Here is a 23,710-nt window from a genome sequence, read left to right on the forward strand (position 1 = left end):
CACACGGCGGGTGCTAACGTCCGTCGTGAAAAGGGAAACAACCCAGACCCACAGCTAAGGTCCCAAATTTTGTGCTAAGTGGAAAACCATGTGGAAAGGCACAGACAGCCAGGAGGTTGGCTTAGAAGCAGCCACCCTTTAAAGAAAGCGTAATAGCTCACTGGTCGAGTCGGTCTGCGGGGAAGATTTAACGGGGCTAAGCACAGAACCGAAGCTTGGGGTGCATAACTTTGTTATGCGCGGTAGAGGAGCGTTCCGTAAGCCGTTGAAGGTGGATTGAGAAGTCTGCTGGAGGTATCGGAAGTGCGAATGCTGACATGAGTAACGATAATGCGGGTGAAAAACCCGCACGCCGAAAGCCCAAGGTTTCCTTGCGCAACGTTAATCGGCGCAGGGTGAGTCGGCCCCTAAGGCGAGGACGAAAGTCGTAGTCGATGGGAAGCAGGTTAATATTCCTGCACCTCGCGTAAGTGCGATGGAGGGACGGAGAAGGTTAGGTGTACCAGGCGTTGGTTGTCCTGGGGAAAGGCGGTAGGTTTGGATCTTTGGCAAATCCGGGATCCTTTAAGACCGAGCACCGAGACGAGCCTTTATGGCAAAGTCACTGATACCACGCTTCCAGGAAAAGCTCCTAAGCTTCAGCTTACGCAGACCGTACCGTAAACCGACACAGGTGGGTAGGATGAGAATTCTCAGGCGCTTGAGAGAACTCGGGTGAAGGAACTAGGCAACATGGCACCGTAACTTCGGGAGAAGGTGCACCCTTTTTGGTGGCTCATGCGAGCTATAGCTGAAGAGGGTCGCAGTAACCAGGCCGCTGCGACTGTTTATCAAAAACACAGCACTCTGCAAACACGAAAGTGGACGTATAGGGTGTGACGCCTGCCCGGTGCTGGAAGGTTAATTGATGGGGTCAGCCGCAAGGCGAAGCTCTTGATCGAAGCCCCAGTAAACGGCGGCCGTAACTATAACGGTCCTAAGGTAGCGAAATTCCTTGTCGGGTAAGTTCCGACCTGCACGAATGGCGTAACGACAGCGGCGCTGTCTCCACCCGAGACTCAGTGAAATTGAAATCGCTGTGAAGATGCAGCGTTCCCGTGGCAAGACGGAAAGACCCCGTGAACCTTTACTATAGCTTTACACTGAACGTTGAGTTCGTCTGTGTAGGATAGGTGGGAGGCTATGAAACCATGGCGCTAGCTGTGGTGGAGCCATCCTTGAAATACCACCCTGTCGTGCTTGACGTTCTAACCTGGGCCCATTATCTGGGTCGGGGACCGTGTATGGTGGGTAGTTTGACTGGGGCGGTCTCCTCCTAAAGAGTAACGGAGGAGCTCGAAGGTACGCTCAGCGCGGTCGGACATCGCGCACTGTGTGCAAAGGCATAAGCGTGCTTGACTGCAAGATCGACGGATCAAGCAGGTAGGAAACTAGGACTTAGTGATCCGGTGGTTCTGTATGGAAGGGCCATCGCTCAACGGATAAAAGGTACTCCGGGGATAACAGGCTGATACCGCCCAAGAGTTCATATCGACGGCGGTGTTTGGCACCTCGATGTCGGCTCATCACATCCTGGGGCTGTAGTCGGTCCCAAGGGTATGGCTGTTCGCCATTTAAAGTGGTACGCGAGCTGGGTTCAGAACGTCGTGAGACAGTTCGGTCCCTATCTGCCATGGGCGTTGGAGATTTGAGAGGGGCTGCTCCTAGTACGAGAGGACCGGAGTGGACGAACCTCTGGTGTTCCGGTTGTCACGCCAGTGGCATTGCCGGGTAGCTATGTTCGGAAGCGATAACCGCTGAAAGCATCTAAGCGGGAAGCGCGCCTCAAGATGAGATCTCCCGGGGCACAAGCCCCCTGAAGGAACCATGTAGACTACGTGGTTGATAGGTCAGGTGTGTAAGTACAGCAATGTATTGAGCTAACTGATACTAATGATCCGTGCGGCTTGACCATATAACCTCAAGTTGCCTTGGCTTTACGACAGCGTCGTAAGAGCATCCAAGTGCACGCTACGTCACAAGAACTATGCGAGGCTGGCGCCTTGTCCCCCGGGACGAGTGCGACTCTCCAAAAGCCTCCCTGGTGAAATTAGCGCTGTGGAACCACCCGATCCCATCCCGAACTCGGAAGTGAAACGCAGCTGCGCCGATGGTAGTGTGGCTCAAGCCATGCGAGAGTAGGTCATCGCCAGGGTTTATACCCAAAACCCCCGCTGCTGACGCAGCGGGGTTTTTCTTATTAAGTGAAGGCATTGCTTTTCTGGATACCTTCCGCCCAAGGGCAAGATCGCGAAGCTGGCGCTGCAAGCGCTGCTGCAACCGTCTCCCTGGTGAAATTAGCGCTGTGGAACCACCCGATCCCATCCCGAACTCGGAAGTGAAACGCAGCTGCGCCGATGGTAGTGTGGCTCAAGCCATGCGAGAGTAGGTCATCGCCAGGGTTTACACCCCAAACCCCGCTGCTCGCGCAGCGGGGTTTTTCTTTGGGCGCAGTAATACAGGTAGTGCCAGCCGCTGGCCTGCAACCCGATGGCGTTACATCGCCCGGTAGATCCACGCCATGCGTGGATGCCGTCCACGAGGAAGCATTGCGCCAACCAAGGTTGGCCGCTACCAATCGATTGCCGGCCAGCGGCCGGCACTACCGGCAGATCCACACCAGTCATGGATCTGCCGCCGACGGTACGCAAAAGAAAAGCGGCGCCCCGTGGGGCGCCGCTCTGCTCTCAAGTGCTCAGTCGAGCATGGCCCGACTTTACTTGGCCGAAGCCTTGTCCTTCATCATCGCGTCGCGGGCCGCCTTGAACGGGTTGCCTGCATACCAGTTCGGCCAACGATCACCACCGGCCAGTTCCTTGCCCACGCCGTACATCAGCTGCAGGTCTTCAACGGTGCCGTCCAGTTTCCAGGTGGCCGCGTCGAACTCGTCCTTCGGGCCATGGTAGCGGTTGGCGCCGTAGTCCGCCGCGGCCTTGCGGCCCGCTTCCACGCCACCCTCGCGCAGGTCCTCGCCGCCATCGGCGTACAGGGCCGGCACACCGGCCTTGGCGAAGTTGAAGTGATCCGAGCGGAAGTAGAAGCCGCTTTGCACCGAGGTCTCACCGTGCAGCGTACGGTCCTGGGCGGCGGCCAACGGCTTGAGGATGTCCTCCAGCTCCGAGCTGCCGAAGCCGGTGACGGTCACGTCCTTGGCACGGCCGGCCACCGACATCGCATCGATGTTGATCACACCGGCGATCTTGTCCAGCGGGAAGGTCGGATGGGCGACGTAGTACTTCGAACCCAGCAGGCCGGATTCTTCCAGGGTCACCGCCAGGAACACCACCGAACGCTCCGGCTTCGGGTCCTGGTGCGCCATGGCTTCGGCCACTTCGAGAATGCCGGCCACGCCGGTCGCGTTGTCGACCGCGCCGTTGTAGATGTTGTCGCCGGTTTCACCCTCATGCTTGCCCAGGTGGTCCCAGTGCGCCATGTACAGCACGGCTTCGTCGGCACGCTTGCTGCCCGGCAGCACGCCGACCACATTGCGGGACTGCTTCTGTGCGATCTGGCTTTTCAGGTCGACCGCTGCGGTGGCCTTCAGCGGTACCGGCTTGAAGCCGCGCTTGCTGGCATCCTTGTAGGCCTGCGCCAGGTCCAGTCCGGCACCGGCAAACAGGGCCTTGGCCGCCTCGGCGCTCAGCCAGCCCTGCACTGGAATGCGGGCTTCCGGGTCATCCTTGGCCGGTAGGTCGTATTGCGGGCCCGCCCAGGAGTTCTTCACCACGTCCCAGCCGTAGGATGCGCCGGCCGTGTCGTGCACGATCAGTGCAGCAGCGGCGCCCTTGCGCGCGGCCTCCTCGAACTTGTAGGTCCAGCGCCCGTAGTAGGTCATGCGCTTGCCGTCGAACAGCTTCTCGTCGTCGACATGGAAGCCCGGGTCGTTGACGAACATGACGACCGTCTTGCCCTTCCAGTCCTGGCCGGCGTAATCGTTCCACTTCTGCTCCGGTGCATCGACGCCGTAGCCGACGAACACCAGGTCGCTGGCATCGACCTTCACCTCGGCCTGGCCGGTACGGGTACCCACCACCATGTCGGTGCCGAACTTCAGCTCGGTGGTCTTGCCGCCCTGGGTGATCTTCAGCACGGTCGATTCGTCGGCCGTGGTCTCGGTCATCGGCACATCCTGGAACCAGCTGTCGCCGTTGCCGGGCTGCAGGCCGATGCGCTGCATCTGGTCGCGGATGTAGTTGACCGTCAGCTCTTCACCCTTGCTGCCCGGGGCGCGGCCTTCGAACTCATCCGAGGCCAGCGTCTTGACCATCTCGGCGAAGTCGCCGGCATTGATCTCCGGGGAGAACGAATGGGCGGCCGGCTTCGCCGCAGCGGTGTCGGTGGCCGGCGCGGCGGCGGGCGTGTTTTCGCCTTTGCAGGCACTGAGCGCGGCCGCGGCGGCCAGGCACAGGAGGAGTTTGCGGGGCATCGTCGATTCCTGGAGAACAAAGGGCGGCCGCGCCTGATGCGCGACCGGTAACAGTGAGTATCACCGAACCGGCAGGTCCGGCGGGTTCAGTCCGCCGGGGCGGTTTCGGTGTCGAACGGAATTGGCTCGGCGCCGGTCACCGGGCCGATGCGAGCGGAGCGATGCACGTACAGCACCACTTCGCGCTCGAACTGCAGGGGGCCGTTGACCACCGCATTCGGGCCGATGATCACGCGCGGCTTGCGGCTGGCGGTCAGCGAGACACTGAAGTTCGGCTTGCGCACATGCACACCGCCGTTGACCTGCGAACCGATACCGACGGTGATGTCACCATTGACGGTCTCCACGTCCTTGCCGACGCGGCTCTCGACCAGGCCGATGCCGCCGTTGACGGTCTCGACGCCGCCTTCGATCTGGCTGCCGCGATCAGTGAAGATGCTGCCGTTGACGGTGCTGACGCCGCCACTGGCGATCACTTCACGACCCAGGCGCACACCGCCGTTGACCGTTTCGATCTTGCCGGTGCGCGCGCGGTCGGCGACCTTCACCCCGCCGTTGACGGTGTCGATGCTGCCGGTCTCGACGCCTTCGCCGACGCGGATACCGCCGTTGACGGTGTCGAGCTTGCCGTAGCGTTGACCGGGTTCGGCGCTGATGCTGCCGTTGACCTTGCTGATGTTCTCCTGCGCACAGACCGGCCCGGTGGCCAGCAGTACGCCCAACAGCAGCGGAATGGAAAGAGTTTTCATGGCGACCTCGATGGATGTGCGGCTGGCAGGCCGCGTGCGGAGATGTCACCATTCCCCGGTAGCCCCCGCAACTGCCTGAAGTCACTGGAAAGCCCTTGCGCGACAACGCCTTCCCATCACGCCGACATCACATCGCCGCTGTCCGCGGCGGTCGCTGCCTGCTGCTGGGGCTGGCGTTGGCGCTGGCCCTGCCGCTGCCCAGCGGTGCGCAGACCACCCGCGAGACCGAGCGCAAGCTGCAGAAACTGCGAACCGAACTGAAGGGCGTGGCGCAGGAGCGACGGCAGATCGAGGGCCAGCGCGGGCAGGCATCGCAACAACTGCGCGAGGCCGACGAGAAGGTAGCCCGCACAGGCCGTGCCCTTGCGCAGACGGAAGCCGCGCTGCGCGAGCAGGGCCGCGCCCTTGCCGAAGCCGAGCAGCGCCGCAGCACGCTGCAGGGCAACCTGGCCCAGCAGCACCGCGAACTGGCCGGGCTGTTGCGTGCGGCGTATCAGCTGGGCAACCACGCACCGCTGAAGCTGCTGCTGTCGCAAGACACGGTGGCCGATGCCAACCGCGCCCTGGCCTACCATCGCTACCTGCAGCGCGAGCGTGCGCAGCGGATCACCACGCTGACCGCCGACCTGAAGGAACTGGAAGCACTGCAGGCGCAGATCGCCGAGCGCAAGCAGAAGCTGCAGGGGACGCAGCAGGACCAGAAACAGCAGGCAGCCGCCCTGGAAGCGGACCGCCGCGATCGCGCAAAGACCGTAGCCTCGCTGGAAGAGCGCTTCAAGGACCAGCGTGAGAAGGAACAGGCACTGGGCCAGGACGCCAAGGCACTGGAAACGCTGCTGGCCAACCTGCGTGCCGCTGCCGCGCGGGCCGAAGCCGAGCGGCGCGCCGCTGCACGCCGGGCCGCCGCCGAGAAAGCCGCTGCCGAGCGCGCCGCACGCCAGGCCGCCGCGCAGGGCCGTCCACCGCCGCCCACCAAGGTTCCACCTGCGGTGGCGTCGGCACCGGCGCCGAAGGTCGGCGGCCTGGGGTGGCCGTTGTCCGGCAACCTGCTGGCCCGCTATGGCGGCAAGCTGCCCGATGGGCGCACCAGCAGCGGTGTGCTGATCGGCGCGCCAGCCGGCAGCACGGTCACGGCCGTGGCCGATGGCACCGTGGTGTTCTCCGACTGGATGACCGGCTACGGCATGATCCTGATCGTCGACCACGGCAACGGCTACATGAGCCTTTACGCGCATAACGACACCCTGCTGAAGGATGCTGGCGCGCGGGTCAGCCGCGGCGATGCGGTGGCCAAGGTCGGCAATTCCGGCGGCCAGGGCGTCACCGCGCTGTACTTCGAGCTGCGCCGTGGCGGGCAGCCGGTCAACCCGGACAGCTGGCTGCAGCGGCGCTGAATCCTGGCCCGCCGGATGCGGGCCGGATTCAACGGGAATTTAGCTGTGCTTCGCGCATAATCGGTGCATGTGCCTTGGGCACCATGCCACCGTCGACAGGAGTGATCCATGCGCGCAGCCCGTACCGCCACCCTCTTGCTGGCCCTGTTGCCAGCGCTGACCTGGGCGCAGCAGACCGCGCCCGCCCCCAGCCCGGAAACCAGCGGGCAGGCAGCGAACAGCGAGGAGGCGGTGACTTCGAAGGTGCCGCTGGAGGAAATCCGCCGTTTCGTGGCCGTGTACAACGCGGTGCGCGCCGCCTATGTCGACCCGGTCGATGACAAGAAGCTGATGCAGTCAGCCGTGCGTGGCCTGCTGATCGACCTTGATCCGCACAGCACCTACTTCAACAAGGAAGACGCGCAGGCCTTCGACGAGCAGGCCAACGGTGCCTACGAGGGCATCGGCGTGGAGCTGCAGCAGCAGCCGGACAATGCCAGCATGAAGGTGATCGCGCCGATCGACGACACGCCGGCAGCCAAGGCCGGCATCCTTGCCGGCGATTTGATCATCGCCATCGACGGCAAGCCGATCAGCGCGATCGATGCCAGCGAACCGCTGCGTGGCCCGGCCGGCAGCAAGGTGGTGCTGACCATCGTGCGTGATGGCAAGCCGAAGCCGTTCGATGTCAGCCTGACCCGCCAGACCATCCGTGTGACCAGCGTGCGCAGCCGCCTGCTCGAGCCGGGCTATGGCTATATCCGCCTGAGCACCTTCCAGGCCGATACCGGCTCGGACTTCCAGAAGCATGTGCAGCAGCTGCAGAAGCAGTCCGGTGGCCAGCTCAAGGGCCTGGTGCTGGATCTGCGCAGCAACCCGGGTGGCCTGCTGACGGCCGCCGTGCAGGTCGCCGACGATCTGCTCGACAAGGGCAACATCGTCAGCACCCGTGGCCGCATCAGCATCAGCGATGCCCGATTCGACGCGACCCCGGGCGACCTGCTGAAGGGCGCACCGGTGGTGGTGCTGGCCGATGCCGGTTCGGCCAGCGCCTCGGAAGTGCTGGCTGGCGCGCTGCGCGACAACAAGCGCGCCCGCGTGGTGGGCAGCCGCACCTTCGGCAAGGGCTCGGTGCAGACCGTGCTGCCGCTGGACAACGGCGATTCGGTGAAGCTGACCACCGCGCGCTATTACACGCCCAGCGGCAAGTCGATCCAGGCCACCGGCATCGTGCCGGATGTTGAGTTGAAGCCCGCCGCTACGTCGGCGGAGGATGCCCTGCCGGCCAGCCTGAGCGATTACAGCGAAGCCACCCTGCCAGGCCATCTGCGCGGCGACGACGAAGGCACCGAGGGCTACCACGCCGGTGCGGTGCTGCCGGGCGACGGCCCGATCAACGACGCGCTGGCCGAGCTGAAGAACCCCGGTTCGGTGGCTGCACGGTTGAAGGCCGAGGCCGAGAAGGCGGATGCCGCCAAGACCGCGAAGGCCGCTGCGGCGAAGCCGGAAGCGAAGGTCGAACCTAAGCCGGAAGCAAAGCCGGAAGCAAAGCCCGCACCGGCCCCGGCCAAGCCCTGACGGTAGCGCCGGGCCGTGCCCGGCGGACGCCCCGTTCATCCGGAAGGCGGCGCAGCCGAGGTGTCGCCCGATAGAATCGGTCCATGGATGATTCGAACCTCGCGACCACGATCAGCCAACTGCTTGGTCGCGATCCGCTGCCGATTGACCGTGCCACTGGCTTGCTGGAATCCTTGGCGAGTCGCCATGGAATTGATCCGTGCCTCGTCTATTGGTGGACCGGCAAAGCGTCGGCTGATCAGACGATCCTATACGACGGCAGCGATGAAGGCCTTTCCTGCTTGGCGAAACTGCTGGCGGAAGTGAACGGCGAAATCTGCTTGGTAGCGTCAGATGAGCGCGCATTGCCGTGGCCGATCTGGACTCTGCAGGCAAGTGAACTGATTCCTTTGCTCGGCGAGTTGCCGTTCTTTGAGTACTTCGTGGTGCTGGATGACGGCGCTACGCTGCTGTTCGATACCCACCACAACACGTTGGTGGTCAGTCGCGAGTGACGCATTCAGCATCATCGCGGACGGAGCAGATCCATATCGATGAAGGAGTCGAGCACGCTCGACGCTACGAACCGGCCGGTGAGCGTGGAGCCGGCCAGCGGCCGGCACTACCCGGCGTCAGAAGCCGTGGCGCTTGCGCAGTCGGCGGGCGATGGCCGCCCGCACGTAGACCCCGTACACGACGCCGAACACGAAGCCACCGATGTGCGCCCACCAGGCCACCATGCCGAAGCTTGGGCCGATGTAGGCGAACACCACTTGCAGCGCCGCCCAGACGCCGATCAGCAGGTAGGCCGGGGCACGCACGAACTCCAGGAACAGGCCGAGCGGGATCACCACGCCCAGCCGCGCGCCCGGGAACAGGGCCAGATACGCACCGATCAGGGCCGACACCGCGCCACTGGCGCCGATGATGATCTGGTCCGGGCTGCCCATGGTGTAGATCGCCACCAGGTTCGACACTGCGCCGCCGACCAGGAACAGCAGCAGCAGCCGCCACGGCCCCAGCACCCGCTCGGCGGGCAGGCCGAAGATCAACAGGAACACCAGGTTGCCCAGCAGGTGCGACCAGTCCGCGTGCAGGAACAGGGCGGTGAACAGGCGCAGCACGCTGCCGTCCTGCAGCGTCGCCCACCAGTCCAGCGGGCGGGTCAGGCCGGTGGACAGGGCGCCCCAGTCCAGCCAGAGGCTGCCGCGGGCATCGTCCGGACGCGAGATCGACCACAGGAACGCCAGCCACAATGACGCGAACAGCACGGGCGTGGCCCAGCGCAGGGCCGCCTTCTTGCGGGACGGGAGCGAGACGAACATGCCAATAGCCTAGCGTGCGGCCACTTTCAGTGGGGACGGTCCTGTTCAGCTTTTGAGACGAAAAAACCGCCTGCGCTGTTATTGTTTCATTAACAGCTCTGGGTAATACTCGCATACGGCGTCGTATGTCGGGAGGGGAATCCGGCGCGCTCCGATGGGTCCCAGGACCCGGCGGGCGCAGGCGCACTCAGAGCACCATCACCGCTTACCGGAGAGAGAACTACGATGCAAACCGCTTCCACCATTGCCCGACTGACCCTGCTGGCCGTCGGCGTTGCCGGTGCGCTGGCCGCCGCCGATGCCAATGCTGCCGCCTTCCAGCTTAAGGAAAACAGCGCCAAGGGCCTGGGCCGCGCGTTCGCCGGCTCCACCTCGACCGAAGGTGACGCCTCGGTCATCGCCACCAACCCGGCCTCCATGCGCCTGCTCGACGGCACCCTGGTTCAGGGCGACATCAGCGCCATCAGCTTCGGCGCCAAGTTCCGCGGCCAGGGCCAGTACGGCAACGGCGCGCCGATTTCCGGTGGCAACGGCGGCGACGCCGGCATGATCGCCCCGGTTCCGGCCGCGTACTTCCACGTGCCGTTCGGCGAGAACGACAACATGCACTTCGGTGCTTCGCTGACCGTGCCGTTCGGCTTCAAGACCGAATACGACCGCGACTGGGTCGGCCGCTACAACGGCGTCAAGACCGAGCTGCAGGCCATCGACCTGGGCGTGGCGTTCTCCTACGACGTCAACCCGTACCTGTCGTTCGGTGCTTCGGTGTTCGCCGAGCGCCTGAACGTCGACCTGACCAGCGCTGTCGATACCGGCACCGCGATCAACGCCACGGCCCAGCGCACCGCTGCGGCGCGTGTGCTGGCTGCAGGCGGCACCGCAGCCCAGGCTGCGGCGGCGTCGCAGGCCGCTGCACGCCAGGCCGCCCAGCTCGGCTTCTCGCCGGGCACCGCCGATGGCTACCTGCGCATCAAGGGCGACGAAGTGTCGGTCGGCTACACCCTGGGCATGACGGTCACCCCGGTGGAAGGCACCAACATCGCCTTCAGCTACCGCTCGAAGGTCGAGCACAAGATCACCGACGGCAAGGCCGACTTCACCATCCCGCAGAACGCTGCCGCCTTCCTGGCCACTGCCGCCCCGGGTACCTTCATCGACAGCAACGGCCGCGCCACCATCACCCTGCCGGCCAGCGCCACCGTGGGCTTCACCCACCGCGTGAACGACCAGTGGCAGATCATGGCCGAGGTGACGCGCACGGCGTGGAGCAAGTTCGACCAGGTCACCGTCGACTATGACTCCAACCAGCCGGACAGCGTGCTGCCGTTCCACTACCGCGACACCACCTTCGCGTCGATCGGTACCGATTTCCGCGTGAACGACAAGCTGACCCTGCGTGGCGGCCTGGCCTACGACCAGACCCCGACCACCGACGCCCACCGTGACGTGCGCGTGCCGGACACCACCCGCAAGTGGCTGTCGCTGGGCCTGACCTACGCCGCTTCGGACAAGATGGAATACAGCGTGGGTTACACCCACCTGTTCACCAAGGATCCGAACATCACCTCGACCTCGGCCACTGCCAACACCGTGACCGGCAAGTACAAGGTGAGCGGCGACGTGCTGGCGGCGTCGATGCAGTACAAGTTCTGATTCGGGCGATTGCCTGAAGCAGGACACGGAGGGCCCCGCGCAGGCGGGGCCTTTTTTTTATGCATGGATGACGCTTCCGGCTCGTGACTTTATTGGGAGTGCCTGCCACCTTGCCGGGATTTACGCAGTGCAGGCGAATACAAAATGGTTGATCGTCGCTACCAGAAGCGGATGATCCGATACTGGGCTCGGGAAGAGGCCAAGGCGAACGCGACTCTGGATCGCGTGTTGGAGTCGGAATGGTTCGACTACTGGCACACGCATCTTGACTGGATGGGGCGCGGCAATCGCCATATCAGTGATCGCATCGCCGTTGCCGCAGGGCTCCTACGGCTGCTTGAACGGGTTGCGTCGAGCGGGCGGGAGCATGTGCAGTGTTGGGTGACGCTGGCGCCGGATACCGGTCAGAGTGCGTTGTTCCTGCATTCGCCGAATCCTCAGGGAACGCCATGGCCGCATCCGTTCGATGGCGTGATCTGGGACATCGTTCCGCCTGACTGGCTTGCGCCGTTGCTCTCTTCAACCGGCCTGCAGCCAGGACGCTGGGGAAGCGGAGAAAGCCAGCGATTGCTGGTGCGCGTGCGGCCTTGATTTCCATCCACGCATGGCGAGGATCTACCGGGTTGTCTACGCAGCGCGTGGATCCACGACAATAGCGCCATGAACCTGTCCGACCCGAACTTCCAGCTGGAGCTGGCCGCCAACATCGCCGTCGCCGGCTCGATCCTGCTGGCCGGCCGCAACAACGTGCACACCTGGTGGCTGGGCATCGTCGGCTGTGCATTGTTTGCTGCCGTGTTCGAACGCTCGCACCTGTACGCGGACATGGTGCTGCAGTTCTTCTTCATCGCGATCAGCGTGCTGGGCTGGTGGCAGTGGCTGCGCGGCGATCATGGTGCGCCGTTGCCGATTACTTCATTGCGGCCGCGTGCCTGGGCCTGGCTGGCGCCGCTGGCGGTAGTGGCCACCTTCGGCTACGGCTGGATGCTGACCCGACTGACCAATGCCTATGCGCCGTACATCGATTCGGCGGTACTGGTGCTGAGCGTGATCGCGCAGATCCTGATGATGCGGCGCAAGCTGGAGTCGTGGTGGGTCTGGCTGCTGGTAAACACCGTTGCAGTGCCGCTGTACTACAGCCGTGGCCTGCACCTGACCTCGATCCTGTACATCGGTTTCTGGGTCAATGCACTTGTTGCTCTCGGGCACTGGCGCAATCTGATGCGGGCCGAGGCCACGACGGCACCTGAATTCCTGTAGAGCCGAGCCCACGCTCGGCTGCGCCGGAAAAGCCGAGCATGGGCCCGGCGCTACAGGAAGCAAAACACAAGAAACCCCGCATTCGCGGGGTTTCTTGTTTACCGCACCAAGCAGGCGATCAGTCGCCCAGGGTCAGCAGCGAGGCGTTGCCGCCGGCGGCGGTGGTGTTCACCGTCACCGTCTTTTCGGTGGCAAAGCGCAGCAGGTAGTGCGGGCCGCCGGCCTTCGGGCCGGTGCCGGACAGGCCCTGGCCGCCGAACGGCTGCACGCCGACCACTGCACCGATCTGGTTGCGGTTGACGTACACGTTGCCGACGTGGACGCCGTTGCTGATGCGGTCAACGGTTTCGTCGATGCGCGAATGCACGCCCAGGGTCAGGCCGTAGCCGGTAGCGTTGATCTGGTCGATCACCGCGTCGAGCTGGTCGCCCTTCCAGCGGATCACGTGCAGGACCGGCCCGAACACTTCCTTCTGCAGCTGGCCCAGATCCTTCAGTTCGTATGCGCGCGGCGCGAAGAAGGTGCCGTGCGCCGTTTCGGCGGACAGCTCGGCGGCGGCGATCAGGCGCGCTTCGCGGTCCATGCGCTCAGCGTGGTCCTGCAGGATCTTCAGCGCATCGGCGTCGATCACCGGGCCGACGTCGGTGGACAGCAGGCCGGGGTTGCCGACCTTCAGTTCCTTCATCGCGCCGGCCAGCATGGTCATCACCTTGTCGGCGATGTCGTCCTGCACGAACAGCACGCGCGCGGCCGAGCAGCGCTGGCCGGCGGAGGTGAAGGCCGAACCGATCGCGTCCTTGACCAGCTGTTCCGGCAGTGCCGAGGAGTCGGCGATGAAGGCGTTCTGGCCACCGGTCTCGGCGATCAGCACGCCGATGGCGGCGTCACGCGCGGCCATCGCACGGTTGATCGCACGGGCGGTCTCGGTGGAGCCGGTGAAGGCCACGCCGGCCACGCGCGGGTCGGCGGTCAGCGCTGCACCCACGGTGGCGCCGTCGCCCGGCAGGAACTGCACCACCTCGGCCGGCACGCCGGCATCGTGCAGCAGCTTCACCGCGTAGTAGCCGATCAGGTTGGTCTGCTCGGCCGGCTTGGCGATGACGCTGTTGCCGGCGGCCAGTGCGGCGGCGACCTGGCCCAGGAAGATCGCCAGCGGGAAGTTCCACGGGCTGATGCAGACGAACACGCCGCGGCCGTGCAGCTGCAGCTCGTTGGATTCACCGGTCGGGCTGGGCAGCTTCTCGGCGTGGCTGAACTGCTCGCGCGCCTGCTTGGCGTAGTAGCGCAGGAAATCCACGGCTTCGCGCACTTCGGCGATGCTGTCGGGCAGGCTCTTGCCGGCTTCCTTCACGCACAGCGCCATGAACTCCGGCATGCGCGCTTCCAGCTGGTCAGCGGCGTGTTCGAGGATGGCGGCGCGGCTGGCGGCCGGGGTGCGGTTCCAGGCCGGTTGTGCGGCCACGGCGTTGGCCAGGGCCTTCTGCACGGTGGCGGCATCGGCGGCCAGCCACTGGCCGACCACTTCGCGGGTGTCGGCCGGGTTGGTCACCGGCAGCGCGGCGCCGGCCGGGTTGGCACCCGGTACCAGCGGCGAGGCCTGCCACGGCTTCACGGCGGCGTTGAGCTGCTCGGCCAGGGCGCGCAGTTCGTTGTCGTTGGCGAGGTTGGCGCCCATGGAGTTCTTCCTGTCGTGGTTCTGGCTGCGCAGCAGGTCAACCGGCAGCGGGATCTTGGGATGCGGAATCGATTCGAACGAGGCGACCATCTCGACCGGATCGCGGATCAGGTCGGCGATCGGCACGCGCTCGTCGGTGATGCGGTTGACGAAGCTGGAGTTGGCACCGTTTTCCAGCAGGCGGCGCACCAGGTACGGCAGCAGGTCTTCGTGCGAACCGACCGGGGCGTACACGCGGCAGGGCAGGTTCAAGCGGTCGGCCGGCACCACTTCGGCGTACAGGTCGTCGCCCATGCCGTGCAGCTTCTGGTGCTCGTACACGCCGCCGTTGGCGATGCTGCGCACGGCCGCGATGGTGTGCGCGTTGTGCGTGGCGAACATCGGGTAGATCGCGTCCGCATGGGTGAACAGCCGCTTGGCGCAGGCCAGGTAGGACACATCGGTGTTCTGCTTGCGGGTGAACACCGGGTAGCCCGGGTAGCCTTCGATCTGCGCGCGCTTGATCTCGGCATCCCAGTAGGCGCCCTTGACCAGGCGCACCTGCAGGCGGCGACCGGCACGGCGTGCCATGTCGGCCAGGTGGTCGATCGTGTACGGCGTGCGCTTCTGGTAGGCCTGCACGACCACGCCGAAGCCATCCCAGCCAGCCAGCGAGGCGTCGGAGAACACCTGCTCGATGATGTCCAGCGACAGTTCCAGGCGGTCGGACTCTTCGGCGTCGACGGTGCAGCCGATGCCGTAGCTCTTGGCCAGCTGTGCCAGTTCCAGCACGCCCGGCACCAGGTCCTTCAGCACGCGCTCGCGCTTGGCGTGCTCGTAGCGCGGGTACAGCGCCGACAGCTTGATCGAGATGCCCGGCGCGTTGTTGACGTCGCCGTCCGGACGGCCACCGCGGGCCTTGTGATCGCCGCCGATGGCGTGGATCGCACGACGGTAGTCTTCCAGGTAGCGCAGCGCGTCCTTCATGGTCAGCGCGCCTTCGCCGAGCATGTCGAACGAGTAGCGGTAGCTGGCGTTGTCGCTCTTGTGCGAGCGCGCCAGCGCTTCGCTGATGGTGCGGCCCATGACGAACTGGTGGCCCATGATCTTCATCGCCTGGCGCACGGCCAGGCGCACCACCGGCTCACCGACGCGGCCGACCAGGCGCTTGAATGCGCTGGGCGCATCGGCGCGCGTGGCGTCGTTCATCTGCACCAGCTTGCCGGTCAGCATCAGGCCCCAGGTGGAGGCATTGACCAGCACCGAGTCGCTGCCGCCCAGGTGCTTTTCCCAGTCGGCATCGGCCAGCTTGTCGCGGATCAGCTTGTCGGCGGTGTCCTGGTCCGGAATACGCAGCAGCGCTTCGGCCACGCACATCAGCAGCACGCCTTCCTCGCTGCCCAGGTCGTACTGGCGCATGAAGGCTTCGATCGCGCCCTGGTCCTTGGCACGCACGCGCACGCGGCCGACCAGGTCGGCGGCCAGCGCCTGCACCCTGGCCTGTTCCTCGGCGGGCAGGCGCGCCTGCGCCAGCAGCTCGCGGACGTGGCTGGCCTCGTCCTTCAACCAGGCATCGGTGATGGCCTGGCGGAACGGGTTGGGGGCCGCCGGCAGTTCCGGCGACAGCAGCGCGCCCGGACGCGGGGCGTCGTGGGCGGCAGGGGAGGAGGAAGGTGCGTTCATGCCGGTCCGGCCAGTGGAAAACTTGGCGATTTTAATCATTTTTGCGGCCTTCGGAAGTGCCACGCAGACACCTTCATGAAGGGCTGATAGCCACTAACGGTGGTGGATTCGGCGTGTTCAGCAAACCCGGCGATATTTGTGCTGAATTCGTCATCCGTGCCGCCGACCGCATGCTGTGTTGCAGCATCGGAAAAAGTGTGAATGCACCCTTGCTACCGGCGAGAGGGCGGGGCTACCATCGAGACGTTTCCCGCGGCAGGAACGCGGTTGCGACATGATCGAGGTGCTTCCAGCTCCGGATGGGTCAGGTACGCAGCTGCGGCTGCGTCCCCCACGGGCGCTCGATGCCCGGCAGTTCGTCCTGTTGTTCACCGTGTTGTCGGGTGCGATGTGGCTGGTGTCCGCCCTCGGGTGGTGGGCCGGCAATGCATTCGCCCCCCTGTTCGCGCTGCTGTACAGCCTGGTGCTGGCGGCGGCGCTGCGTGCCTTGTGGCGCAGCGGTGAACGGCAGGAGGAGATCCGGGTAGTGCCGGCGTACGTGGAGGTCATTCCCGTACCCGGTGGATCGCCGGTGTTCCGGGCCCACCCGCATTGGGTGCGCCTGCTCACCGACGATGAGAGGGTCCGGCTGGCATCCAGCGGCCGGCAGGTGGAGGTGGGGAGTTTCCTCGCGCCGGCCGAACGTCAGACGCTCGCAGAGACACTTGAAAGCTTGCTCGCCGCCAGCGATGGCGGCAACCGACGACGCTAAGGGTCTAGGCAATGAAGCAAAGCAGCAGGTGGGGCACGAAGTGCGTGAACGCGGTTGCCGCAGTGCTGGCGACCGGGGGACTGATGCCGGCGTTGGCCTGGGCCCAGGCGGCCGATCCCAAGCCGTGGCAGCTGAACATGGGCAAGGGGGTGACCCAGACCTCGCGCCTGGCCTGGGAATCGAACAACCTTTCGTTGATCATCTGCACGGTGATCGGCGTCATCGTGTTCGGCGCGATGGCCTACGCCATCTTCAAGTTCCGCAAATCCAAGGGCGCGGTCGCCGCCACCTTCAGCCATAACACCAAGGCCGAGATCATCTGGACGGTGATCCCGGTGATCATCCTGATCGTGATGGCGTGGCCGGCCACGGCCAACCTGATCAAGATGTACGACACCCGCGATGCCGAGATGACGGTCAAGGTCACCGGCTACCAGTGGATGTGGAAGTACGAATACCTCGGGGAGAACGTCACCTTCACCAGTCGCCTGGACCGGGAATCCGACCGCGTGCGGCAAAGTGGCATCGTGCCGACCCGCGAAAGTCATCCGCACTACCTGCTGGACGTCGACAACCGGCTGGTGTTGCCGGTCGATACCAAGGTCCGCTTCGTCATCACTTCCGATGATGTGATCCACGCCTGGTGGGTGCCGGCGCTGGGCTGGAAGCAGGACGCGATCCCCGGTTTCATCAATGAAGCCTGGACCAGCATCGAGCAGCCCGGGGTGTATCGCGGCCAGTGCGCCGAGCTGTGCGGCAAGGACCACGGCTTCATGCCGATCGTGGTCGAGGCGGTGTCCAAGGAGGACTTCAAGCAGTGGCTGGCGCAGCGCAAGCCTGCACCGCCGGCCGAGCCCGCCCCCCCTGCGGCACCTGCAGAACCAGCTGCCCCTGCGGGCGAAGCACCGGCGGCACCTGCTGCTGCCGAAGCCGGCAATGCACCTGCGGTTGCGGCCAGCGGCGCGTGATGTAAAGCCCGCGGCCGCTCGCGGCCGTGGTGACAACCGATTCTGAGAGGTGTTTTGCAATGGCGCACTCGGCAGTTGGGCACGACGATCACCATCACCACCAGAGTTTCTTCGAGCGTTGGTTCTTCTCGACCAACCACAAGGACATCGGCACGCTGTACCTGGGTTTCAGCTTCATCATGTTCATCATCGGCGCGGCGATGAGCGTGGTAATCCGCGCCGAGCTGGCGCAGCCGGGCCTGCAGTTCGTCAAGCCCGAGTTCTTCAACCAGATGACGACCGTGCATGCGCTGGTGATGATCTTCGGCGGCGTGATGCCGGCGTTTGTCGGGCTTGCCAACTGGATGATCCCGCTGCAGATCGGTGCGCCGGACATGGCGCTGCCGCGCATGAACAACTGGTCGTTCTGGCTGCTGCCGGTGGCCTTCAGCCTGCTGCTGCTGACGCTGTTCCTGCCCGGTGGTGCACCGGCCGGTGGCTGGACGCTGTATCCGCCGCTGTCGCTGCAGGGCGGATACAACGTGGCCTTCAGCGTGTTCGCCATCCACGTGGCCGGCATCAGTTCGATCATGGGTGCGATCAACATCATCGCCACCGTGCTCAACATGCGCGCGCCGGGCATCGACCTGCTGAAGATGCCGATCTTCTGCTGGGCGTGGCTGATCACCGCCTTCCTGCTGATCGCGGTGATGCCGGTGCTGGCCGGTGCGGTGACCATGCTGCTGACCGACAAGTTCTTCGGCACCAGCTTCTTCAATGCCGCCGGTGGCGGTGACCCGGTGATGTACCAGCACATCTTCTGGTTCTTCGGCCATCCCGAGGTCTACATCATGATTCTGCCCGCCTTCGGCGTGGTCAGCGAGATCATCCCGACCTTCAGCCGCAAGCCGCTGTTCGGCTACCAGGCGATGGTGTACGCCACCGCCGCGATCGCGTTCCTGTCGTTCATCGTCTGGGCCCACCACATGTTCACCGTGGGCATGCCGCTGGGCGGCGAGATCTACTTCATGTTCGCCACCATGCTGATCTCGATCCCGACCGGGGTGAAGGTGTTCAACTGGGTCAGCACCATGTGGCGGGGCTCGCTGACGTTCGAGGCGCCGATGCTGTGGTCGGTGGCCTTCGTCATCCTGTTCACCATCGGTGGCTTCTCCGGCCTGATGCTGGCCATCGTGGCGGCCGACTTCCAGTACCACGACACCTACTTCGTGGTCGCCCACTTCCACTACGTGCTGGTGACCGGCGCGGTGTTCGCGCTGATTGCAGCGGTGTACTACTGGTGGCCGAAGTGGACGGGGCGGATGTACAGCGAGAAGTGGGCCAAGGTGCACTTCTGGTGGTCGATCGTGTTCGTCAACCTGCTGTTCTTCCCGCAGCACTTCCTCGGCCTGGCCGGCATGCCGCGCCGCATTCCGGACTACAGCGTAGCGTTTGCCGACTGGAACCTGATCAGCTCGATCGGTGCGTTCGGCATGTTCGTCACGCCGTTCATGATGGCCGCGATCCTGCTGTCCTCGCTGCGCAATGGTGAGAAGGCCGAGGCCCGTAGCTGGGAAGGCGCGCGCGGGCTGGAGTGGACGCTGCCGTCGCCGGCACCGGCGCATACCTTCACCACGCCGCCGACCATCCGCCCGGGCGATCTGGCGCATGACGACATCACGCATTGAGGTGGGGCATGCATAACGAGAGCCCACTGCAGACCTGTAGAGCCGAGCCATGCTCGGCTGACGGCGTGCTGGCCAACGGTAGAGTCGACTGTCAGTCGACTCGCGAAGTGCAGCCGGCTAGCAGTCGGCTCTACCAGAACCAAAGCCAGAGCGAAGCCCAACACCACGGCATCGAACAGCAACGCCAGCGTGCCCGGCGCACGGCGATGTGGGTCGGCGCCATCGCGGTGCTGGTCTACGTCGGCTTCATCCTCAGCGGGGTGATCGGCCGATGAGCGAGGCACCGGCCAGCACGCGGTCACCCAGTGCCGGGCTGCCGCGCCTGATCGGCGTGGCAGTGGCGGTGTTCCTGCTGACCTTCTCGCTGGTGCCGCTGTACCGCATTGCCTGCGAGAAGGTATTCGGCGTGCGCCTGGAACGCGGCCCGGGTGGTGAAGCCAGTACGGGTGCTGCAGCTGGCAAGCGCACCGTGCGGGTGGAGTTCGATGGCGGCGTCAATTCGCGCCTGCCGTGGTCGTTCCATCCCGAGCAGCTGACCATGGATGTGGTGCCCGGCGAACTCAACGAGGCGCTGTACTTCGCCCGCAACGACAGCCAGCAGGCGGTGGTCGGCAGTGCGGTGCCTTCGGTGGCGCCGGCGCGTGCCTCGGGCTTCTTCAGCAAGACCGAATGTTTCTGTTTCACCGCGCAGACGCTGCAGGCCGGCGAGAAGCGCGACATGCCGGTGCGTTTCATCGTCGATCCGGACCTGCCGCCGGAGATCAAGACGATCACCTTGTCCTACACCTTCTACCGCAACGACGCGCTGTCCGATCGGCTGGCCCCGGCCGCCACCTCGGACGGCGCGCACGCCGCACCCTGACCCGGATACCGACATGGCCCAGACACCGACCGACGCCAACGTGTACTTCGTCCCGGCCCAGAGCAAATGGCCCTTCGTGGGCTCCATCGCGATGATGGTGACCATGGTGGGCGTGGCCAGCTGGCTCAACGATGCCAGCTGGGGGCGCTGGACGTTCTACATCGGCATCGCGATGCTGGTGTTGACCCTGTTCTGGTGGTTCAGCGACGTGGTGCGCGAATCGCAGGCCGGCAGCTACAACCACCAGGTCGATGGCTCGTTCCGGATGGGGATGATCTGGTTCATCTTCTCCGAGGTGATGTTCTTCGGCGCCTTCTTCGGCGCGCTGTTCTACACCCGCAACCTGGGCCTGTCGTGGCTCAGTGGCGAAGGCCGCGGGGTGATGACCAACGAGCTGCTCTGGCAGGGCTACTCCGCCGGATGGCCGACCAATGGCCCGGCGGCGATCGGTGGTGCCTTCCAGACCATCCCGGCGTGGGGCCTGCCGCTGATCAATACGCTGATCCTGCTCACCTCAGGCGTGACCCTGACCATCGCCCATCACGCGTTGAAGGCCGGCAACCGCCGCCAGCTGCTGATCTGGCTGGGCCTGACCGTGGTGCTCGGCCTCGGTTTCCTGACCCTGCAGGCGGAAGAGTACATCCACGCCTACAAGGAGCTGAACCTGACGCTGGGCTCGGGCATCTACGGTTCGACGTTCTTCATGCTGACCGGCTTCCACGGTGCGCACGTGCTGCTGGGCACGATCATGTTGATCGTGATGTGGCTGCGTTCGGCCAAGGGACACTTCACCCGCGACAACCATTTCGGTTTTGAAGCGGCTGCGTGGTACTGGCACTTCGTCGACGTGGTGTGGCTGATGCTGTTCCTGTTCGTCTACGTGCTTTGACCACGCACGCATCGGTGGCCTCAGCCGCCGACGCCGTGCGGCTTGATCCAGCCCATGTAGATGCTCACGATCACCAGCAGGATCAACGCGACCGACACCGCGATGCGGCGTGTCAGTGCGTTGACCGTGCGCTTGGTCTGGCCGCGGTCGACCAGCAGGTAATACAGGCCGGCGCCCAGATTCCAGACGATGACGATCAGAAACGCGATTACCAGCAGGGTCTTCAGCGAATCACTCATGCGCGGCTCGAGGGCAGGGTGGATGTGCCTATCTGACCGCGTTTGCGCGGACTTGTCATGATGCGCCAGCACACGCGCGTGCTCGGATGGCTGCTGGCCGTGCTGGCCATGGCCGGTTTCACCGCATTGGGGCTGTGGCAGCTGCAGCGCATGCATGCCAAACAGGCAATGTTGGATGCACAGGGTCCAGCCGTGGCTCAGACGCTGTCGCTGGCCCAGGCGCTGGCAGCGCCCGGTGCGTTGCACGGCGTGGCCGACCACGGTCGCTTCCTTCCCGGCGTGGTGCTGCTGGACAACCAGATCCGGCATGGCCGCGCCGGCGTGAAGATCTATCGCCCGTTCCGCAGTGACGAGGGCAGCGTGCTGCTGGTCGATCTGGGCTGGCGCGCGCTGCCGCCGGATCGCACGCTTCCTGAGGTGCCGTCGCCGCCTTCGCCGGTGGCCGTGCGCGGGTTGCTGGCGCCACCGCCTTCGGCGGGGCTGGTACTGGGTCCGCCGTTCTCCGCCACCGGTGAGGCGGGGCGCTGGCTGGCCAGCCGCTTGCCGGCCGAGGGCCTCGCCGCAGCGCTGGGCCTGCCAGCACTGCCCGAGCGGGTCCTGCGACTGGACCCGGCGCTGCCCTTCGGCGACGAGCGTGACATGGACCTGCTGCCAAATACGCTGCCACCGCAGCGACACCTGGGCTACGCCGTGCAGTGGTTCGGCCTGGCCCTGACCGTGCTGGTGGTGGCGCTGGTGCTGGAGCGGCGCAGGAGACGGCCCATCGCCGGGTAGTGTCGGCCGCTGGCCGGCACGCACTCGGATTCCTGGATGCCGGCCAGCGGCCGGCACTACCGGCATCGTTTACCCAACCATGAGAAAATGCCCCACATGAACACTGCTACGTCCCCGCAGGCGCGCGGCTCCGGCCGCCGGACCCTGGTGCTGCTGTTTGCCGTGTTCTTCGGGGCGATGGCGCTGGCCGCGGTATTGCGCTTCTCCGGCTGGCAGCCCACCGGCCACCGCAATGCGGGACAGCTGCTGAAGCCGCCGGTCGATCTGCGCCAGCAGACGCCGACCCTGGCCAGTGGCCAGCCCTATCCTTGGAACCCCGAGGCCCGCACCTGGCGCCTGCTGGTGGCACCGGCCGGTGCCTGCGACGCGCAGTGCGTCACTTTGTCGCAGGGACTGGGCAAGGTGTGGCAGCTGTTCGGCCATAACGCCGATAATGTCGAGATCCTGTGGCTGGGTACGCCACCGGCGTCGATCGCCTCGCTGCCCGCGCTGCGGCCGCTGGCTCCGTCGCCAGCCCTGCGCGCGGCGTTGCCGGGCGTCGATGATCCGGCGGGACTGCCGGTCTACGTGATCGATCCGAACGGCTTCGTGATCATGCGCCATGCCCCGGGTTCCGACCTGGGTGGCCTGCGCAAGGACATGGCCACGTTGCTGAAACTGAAGTGAGTCCCGTTTGATGAGCCTTTCCGCGCGTCCGGCGCTGCACCGCAATTTCCACCGCCTGGCGTGGTTCGCCATGATCATGACCGCGAGCACGATCATGTTCGGCGCGTTCGTACGCCTGTCCGATGCCGGCCTGAGCTGTCCGGACTGGCCGACCTGCTATGGCCAGGCCACCTGGCCGCAGCACGTGGAAGAGACCATCGGCCACCCGGCGGCGGAGATTCGCCCGCTTGAGACCCACAAGGCCTGGCGTGAGCAGGTGCACCGCTTCCTGGCCGGCGCGCTGGGCATCGAGATCCTGACCCTGGCCCTGCTGGCCACGCGCAAGCGCCGCTTTGGAACCACGGCAGTGGTGACCGCCTGCGTGCTGGTGGCCGCTGGCATACCGCTGTACATGATGGGCTGGCATGGCACCGCCAGCGCATTGGCTCTGGTCGGCGAGGCGATCCTGCTGATCGCCGCGCTGCGCTGGAGCAACATCGACCTGGCACGCGCTGCACTGCTGACCCTGGCGGTGGTGATCTTCCAGGCCCTGCTGGGCATGTGGACGGTGACCCTGCTGCTCAAGCCCATCGTGGTGATGGGGCACCTGCTGGGCGGCATGCTGATGTTCGCGCTGCTGGCTTGGATGGCGTGGCGTGCCACGCACATGCCGATCACCCTGGCCGAGGCGCCGAAGCTGAAGTGGCTGCTGCGCATCGGCCTGGCCGTGCTGGTCACCCAGATCGCCCTGGGCGGCTGGGTCAGCGCCAACTACGCGGCGCTGGCCTGCGGCGGTGGCAGCGCCTCGCTGGACAACTTCCCGCGCTGCGCCAACCAGTGGTGGCCGCAGCACAACTTCGTCGAAGGCTTCACGCTGTGGCGTGGCATCGGCGTGGATTACGAAGGCGGCGTGCTCGATGGCGCCTCGCGTATCGCCATCCAGATGGCCCATCGCCTGTTCGCCGTGGTGGTGGCCGTCTACCTGCTGTGGCTGGGCGTGCGCCTGTTCCGTTTGCCGAGCATGCGCGGCTGGGCCAGCGCGCTGATCGCGCTGCTGGTGCTGCAGGTCACCCTCGGCATCCTCAATGTGAAGCTGGCGCTGCCACTGGAAGTGGCCGTGGCCCACAACGGCGTGGCCGTTGCCCTGTTGTTCGTGCTGGTCAGCCTGCTGGCCCGCCTGCGCGCCCCGGACTGAT

At 65.2% G+C, this 23,710-nt stretch carries 20 protein-coding genes and 3 rRNA genes (1 of these 23 only partly in view); 18 read left to right on the forward strand and 5 right to left on the reverse strand.

Features of this window, described 5'->3' with window-relative positions:
• From ACSYHF_RS01725 to rrf (ACSYHF_RS01735), 3 genes are all read left to right on the forward strand, one after another.
• A 23S ribosomal RNA gene (locus ACSYHF_RS01725) occupies nucleotides 1–1,954 on the forward strand (it extends 926 nt beyond the left edge of the window).
• A 125-nt stretch (nucleotides 1,955–2,079) separates the two neighbouring features.
• Nucleotides 2,080–2,194: ribosomal RNA gene (rrf, locus tag ACSYHF_RS01730) — 5S ribosomal RNA — on the forward strand.
• 132 nt (nucleotides 2,195–2,326) lie between these two features.
• Nucleotides 2,327–2,441, forward strand: a 5S ribosomal RNA gene (gene rrf, locus ACSYHF_RS01735).
• A 314-nt stretch (nucleotides 2,442–2,755) separates the two neighbouring features.
• Here the strand turns inward: rrf (ACSYHF_RS01735) and ACSYHF_RS01740 are convergent.
• Both ACSYHF_RS01740 and ACSYHF_RS01745 read right to left on the reverse strand, forming a co-directional pair.
• Entirely contained in the window at nucleotides 2,756–4,465 is a 1,710-nt protein-coding gene (locus tag ACSYHF_RS01740; RefSeq protein ID WP_069140026.1) for a M28 family metallopeptidase, read from the reverse strand.
• An 86-nt stretch (nucleotides 4,466–4,551) separates the two neighbouring features.
• The gene (locus ACSYHF_RS01745; protein WP_005414989.1) at nucleotides 4,552–5,214 is read right to left on the reverse strand and encodes a hypothetical protein; all 663 of its coding nucleotides are present in this window, start codon (nucleotides 5,212–5,214) and stop codon (nucleotides 4,552–4,554) included.
• A gap of 95 nt (nucleotides 5,215–5,309) precedes the next feature.
• Between ACSYHF_RS01745 and ACSYHF_RS01750 the strand changes: the two genes are divergently transcribed.
• The 3 genes from ACSYHF_RS01750 to ACSYHF_RS01760 all read left to right on the forward strand — a co-directional run bounded on the left by ACSYHF_RS01750 (nucleotide 5,310) and on the right by ACSYHF_RS01760 (nucleotide 8,659).
• Nucleotides 5,310–6,608 carry a murein hydrolase activator EnvC family protein gene (locus ACSYHF_RS01750; RefSeq protein ID WP_447576038.1) on the forward strand — a complete coding sequence of 433 codons (1,299 nt, stop codon included), beginning with the start codon at nucleotides 5,310–5,312 and terminating at the stop codon, nucleotides 6,606–6,608.
• Nucleotides 6,609–6,716: 108 nt separating this feature from the next.
• A complete protein-coding gene (locus ACSYHF_RS01755) occupies nucleotides 6,717–8,165 on the forward strand; it encodes a S41 family peptidase (protein ID WP_005414992.1) in 1,449 nt (482 codons plus the stop codon).
• An 83-nt stretch (nucleotides 8,166–8,248) separates the two neighbouring features.
• The gene (locus ACSYHF_RS01760) at nucleotides 8,249–8,659 is read left to right on the forward strand and encodes a hypothetical protein (protein ID WP_005414993.1); all 411 of its coding nucleotides are present in this window, start codon (nucleotides 8,249–8,251) and stop codon (nucleotides 8,657–8,659) included.
• Between the two features lie 117 nt (nucleotides 8,660–8,776).
• Here the strand turns inward: ACSYHF_RS01760 and ACSYHF_RS01765 are convergent, their stop codons facing one another.
• Nucleotides 8,777–9,469: a rhomboid family intramembrane serine protease gene (locus tag ACSYHF_RS01765; protein ID WP_134956268.1), complete on the reverse strand. Its 693-nt coding sequence runs from the start codon at nucleotides 9,467–9,469 to the stop codon at nucleotides 8,777–8,779.
• 225 nt (nucleotides 9,470–9,694) lie between these two features.
• Here ACSYHF_RS01765 and ACSYHF_RS01770 point away from each other — a divergent pair, with 225 nt between their 5' ends.
• From ACSYHF_RS01770 to pnuC, 3 genes are all read left to right on the forward strand, one after another.
• Nucleotides 9,695–11,122: an outer membrane protein transport protein gene (locus ACSYHF_RS01770; RefSeq protein WP_447576039.1), complete on the forward strand. Its 1,428-nt coding sequence runs from the start codon at nucleotides 9,695–9,697 to the stop codon at nucleotides 11,120–11,122.
• 144 nt (nucleotides 11,123–11,266) lie between these two features.
• On the forward strand, nucleotides 11,267–11,713 hold the full coding sequence (locus ACSYHF_RS01775; RefSeq protein ID WP_005414996.1) for a hypothetical protein: 447 nt from the start codon (nucleotides 11,267–11,269) through the stop codon (nucleotides 11,711–11,713).
• 69 nt (nucleotides 11,714–11,782) lie between these two features.
• Complete coding sequence (pnuC, locus tag ACSYHF_RS01780) at nucleotides 11,783–12,382, forward strand: nicotinamide riboside transporter PnuC (protein WP_005414997.1); 600 nt, start codon at nucleotides 11,783–11,785, stop codon at nucleotides 12,380–12,382.
• 118 nt (nucleotides 12,383–12,500) lie between these two features.
• On the opposite strand, the gene putA is transcribed toward pnuC, so the two are convergent.
• On the reverse strand, nucleotides 12,501–15,719 hold the full coding sequence (gene putA, locus ACSYHF_RS01785) for a bifunctional proline dehydrogenase/L-glutamate gamma-semialdehyde dehydrogenase PutA (RefSeq protein WP_447576040.1): 3,219 nt from the start codon (nucleotides 15,717–15,719) through the stop codon (nucleotides 12,501–12,503).
• 274 nt (nucleotides 15,720–15,993) lie between these two features.
• On the opposite strand from putA, the gene ACSYHF_RS01790 reads away from it, so the two are divergent.
• From ACSYHF_RS01790 to ACSYHF_RS01815, 6 genes are read left to right on the forward strand one after another with little or no spacing between them, the layout of a single operon-like run.
• Complete coding sequence (locus ACSYHF_RS01790; protein WP_021202927.1) at nucleotides 15,994–16,470, forward strand: DUF2244 domain-containing protein; 477 nt, start codon at nucleotides 15,994–15,996, stop codon at nucleotides 16,468–16,470.
• A gap of 11 nt (nucleotides 16,471–16,481) precedes the next feature.
• A complete protein-coding gene (gene coxB / locus ACSYHF_RS01795) occupies nucleotides 16,482–17,438 on the forward strand; it encodes a cytochrome c oxidase subunit II (protein ID WP_053498721.1) in 957 nt (318 codons plus the stop codon).
• 59 nt (nucleotides 17,439–17,497) lie between these two features.
• Nucleotides 17,498–19,105 carry a cytochrome c oxidase subunit I gene (ctaD, locus tag ACSYHF_RS01800; RefSeq protein ID WP_005407790.1) on the forward strand — a complete coding sequence of 536 codons (1,608 nt, stop codon included), beginning with the start codon at nucleotides 17,498–17,500 and terminating at the stop codon, nucleotides 19,103–19,105.
• 8 nt (nucleotides 19,106–19,113) lie between these two features.
• Nucleotides 19,114–19,380, forward strand: coding sequence for a hypothetical protein (locus tag ACSYHF_RS01805; protein ID WP_375366065.1), 267 nt, complete (start codon nucleotides 19,114–19,116; stop codon nucleotides 19,378–19,380).
• Complete coding sequence (locus ACSYHF_RS01810; protein ID WP_053498717.1) at nucleotides 19,377–19,967, forward strand: cytochrome c oxidase assembly protein; 591 nt, start codon at nucleotides 19,377–19,379, stop codon at nucleotides 19,965–19,967. Before ACSYHF_RS01805 ends, ACSYHF_RS01810 begins: the two co-directional genes overlap by 4 nt.
• Nucleotides 19,968–19,980: 13 nt before the next feature.
• Nucleotides 19,981–20,856: a cytochrome c oxidase subunit 3 gene (locus tag ACSYHF_RS01815; protein ID WP_119706025.1), complete on the forward strand. Its 876-nt coding sequence runs from the start codon at nucleotides 19,981–19,983 to the stop codon at nucleotides 20,854–20,856.
• A 20-nt stretch (nucleotides 20,857–20,876) separates the two neighbouring features.
• On the opposite strand, the gene ACSYHF_RS01820 is transcribed toward ACSYHF_RS01815, so the two are convergent.
• Nucleotides 20,877–21,095 carry a twin transmembrane helix small protein gene (locus ACSYHF_RS01820; protein WP_005415003.1) on the reverse strand — a complete coding sequence of 73 codons (219 nt, stop codon included), beginning with the start codon at nucleotides 21,093–21,095 and terminating at the stop codon, nucleotides 20,877–20,879.
• Between the two features lie 57 nt (nucleotides 21,096–21,152).
• On the opposite strand from ACSYHF_RS01820, the gene ACSYHF_RS01825 reads away from it, so the two are divergent.
• The 3 genes from ACSYHF_RS01825 to ACSYHF_RS01835 all read left to right on the forward strand — a co-directional run bounded on the left by ACSYHF_RS01825 (nucleotide 21,153) and on the right by ACSYHF_RS01835 (nucleotide 23,709).
• Nucleotides 21,153–21,869: an SURF1 family protein gene (locus ACSYHF_RS01825; RefSeq protein WP_188248626.1), complete on the forward strand. Its 717-nt coding sequence runs from the start codon at nucleotides 21,153–21,155 to the stop codon at nucleotides 21,867–21,869.
• A gap of 96 nt (nucleotides 21,870–21,965) precedes the next feature.
• Nucleotides 21,966–22,535 carry a hypothetical protein gene (locus ACSYHF_RS01830; protein WP_005415005.1) on the forward strand — a complete coding sequence of 190 codons (570 nt, stop codon included), beginning with the start codon at nucleotides 21,966–21,968 and terminating at the stop codon, nucleotides 22,533–22,535.
• Nucleotides 22,536–22,545: 10 nt separating this feature from the next.
• A complete protein-coding gene (locus ACSYHF_RS01835; RefSeq protein WP_005415006.1) occupies nucleotides 22,546–23,709 on the forward strand; it encodes a COX15/CtaA family protein in 1,164 nt (387 codons plus the stop codon).
• Nucleotide 23,710 lies beyond the last annotated feature (1 nt).

This window comes from Stenotrophomonas maltophilia group sp. P373, from assembly GCF_053295075.1.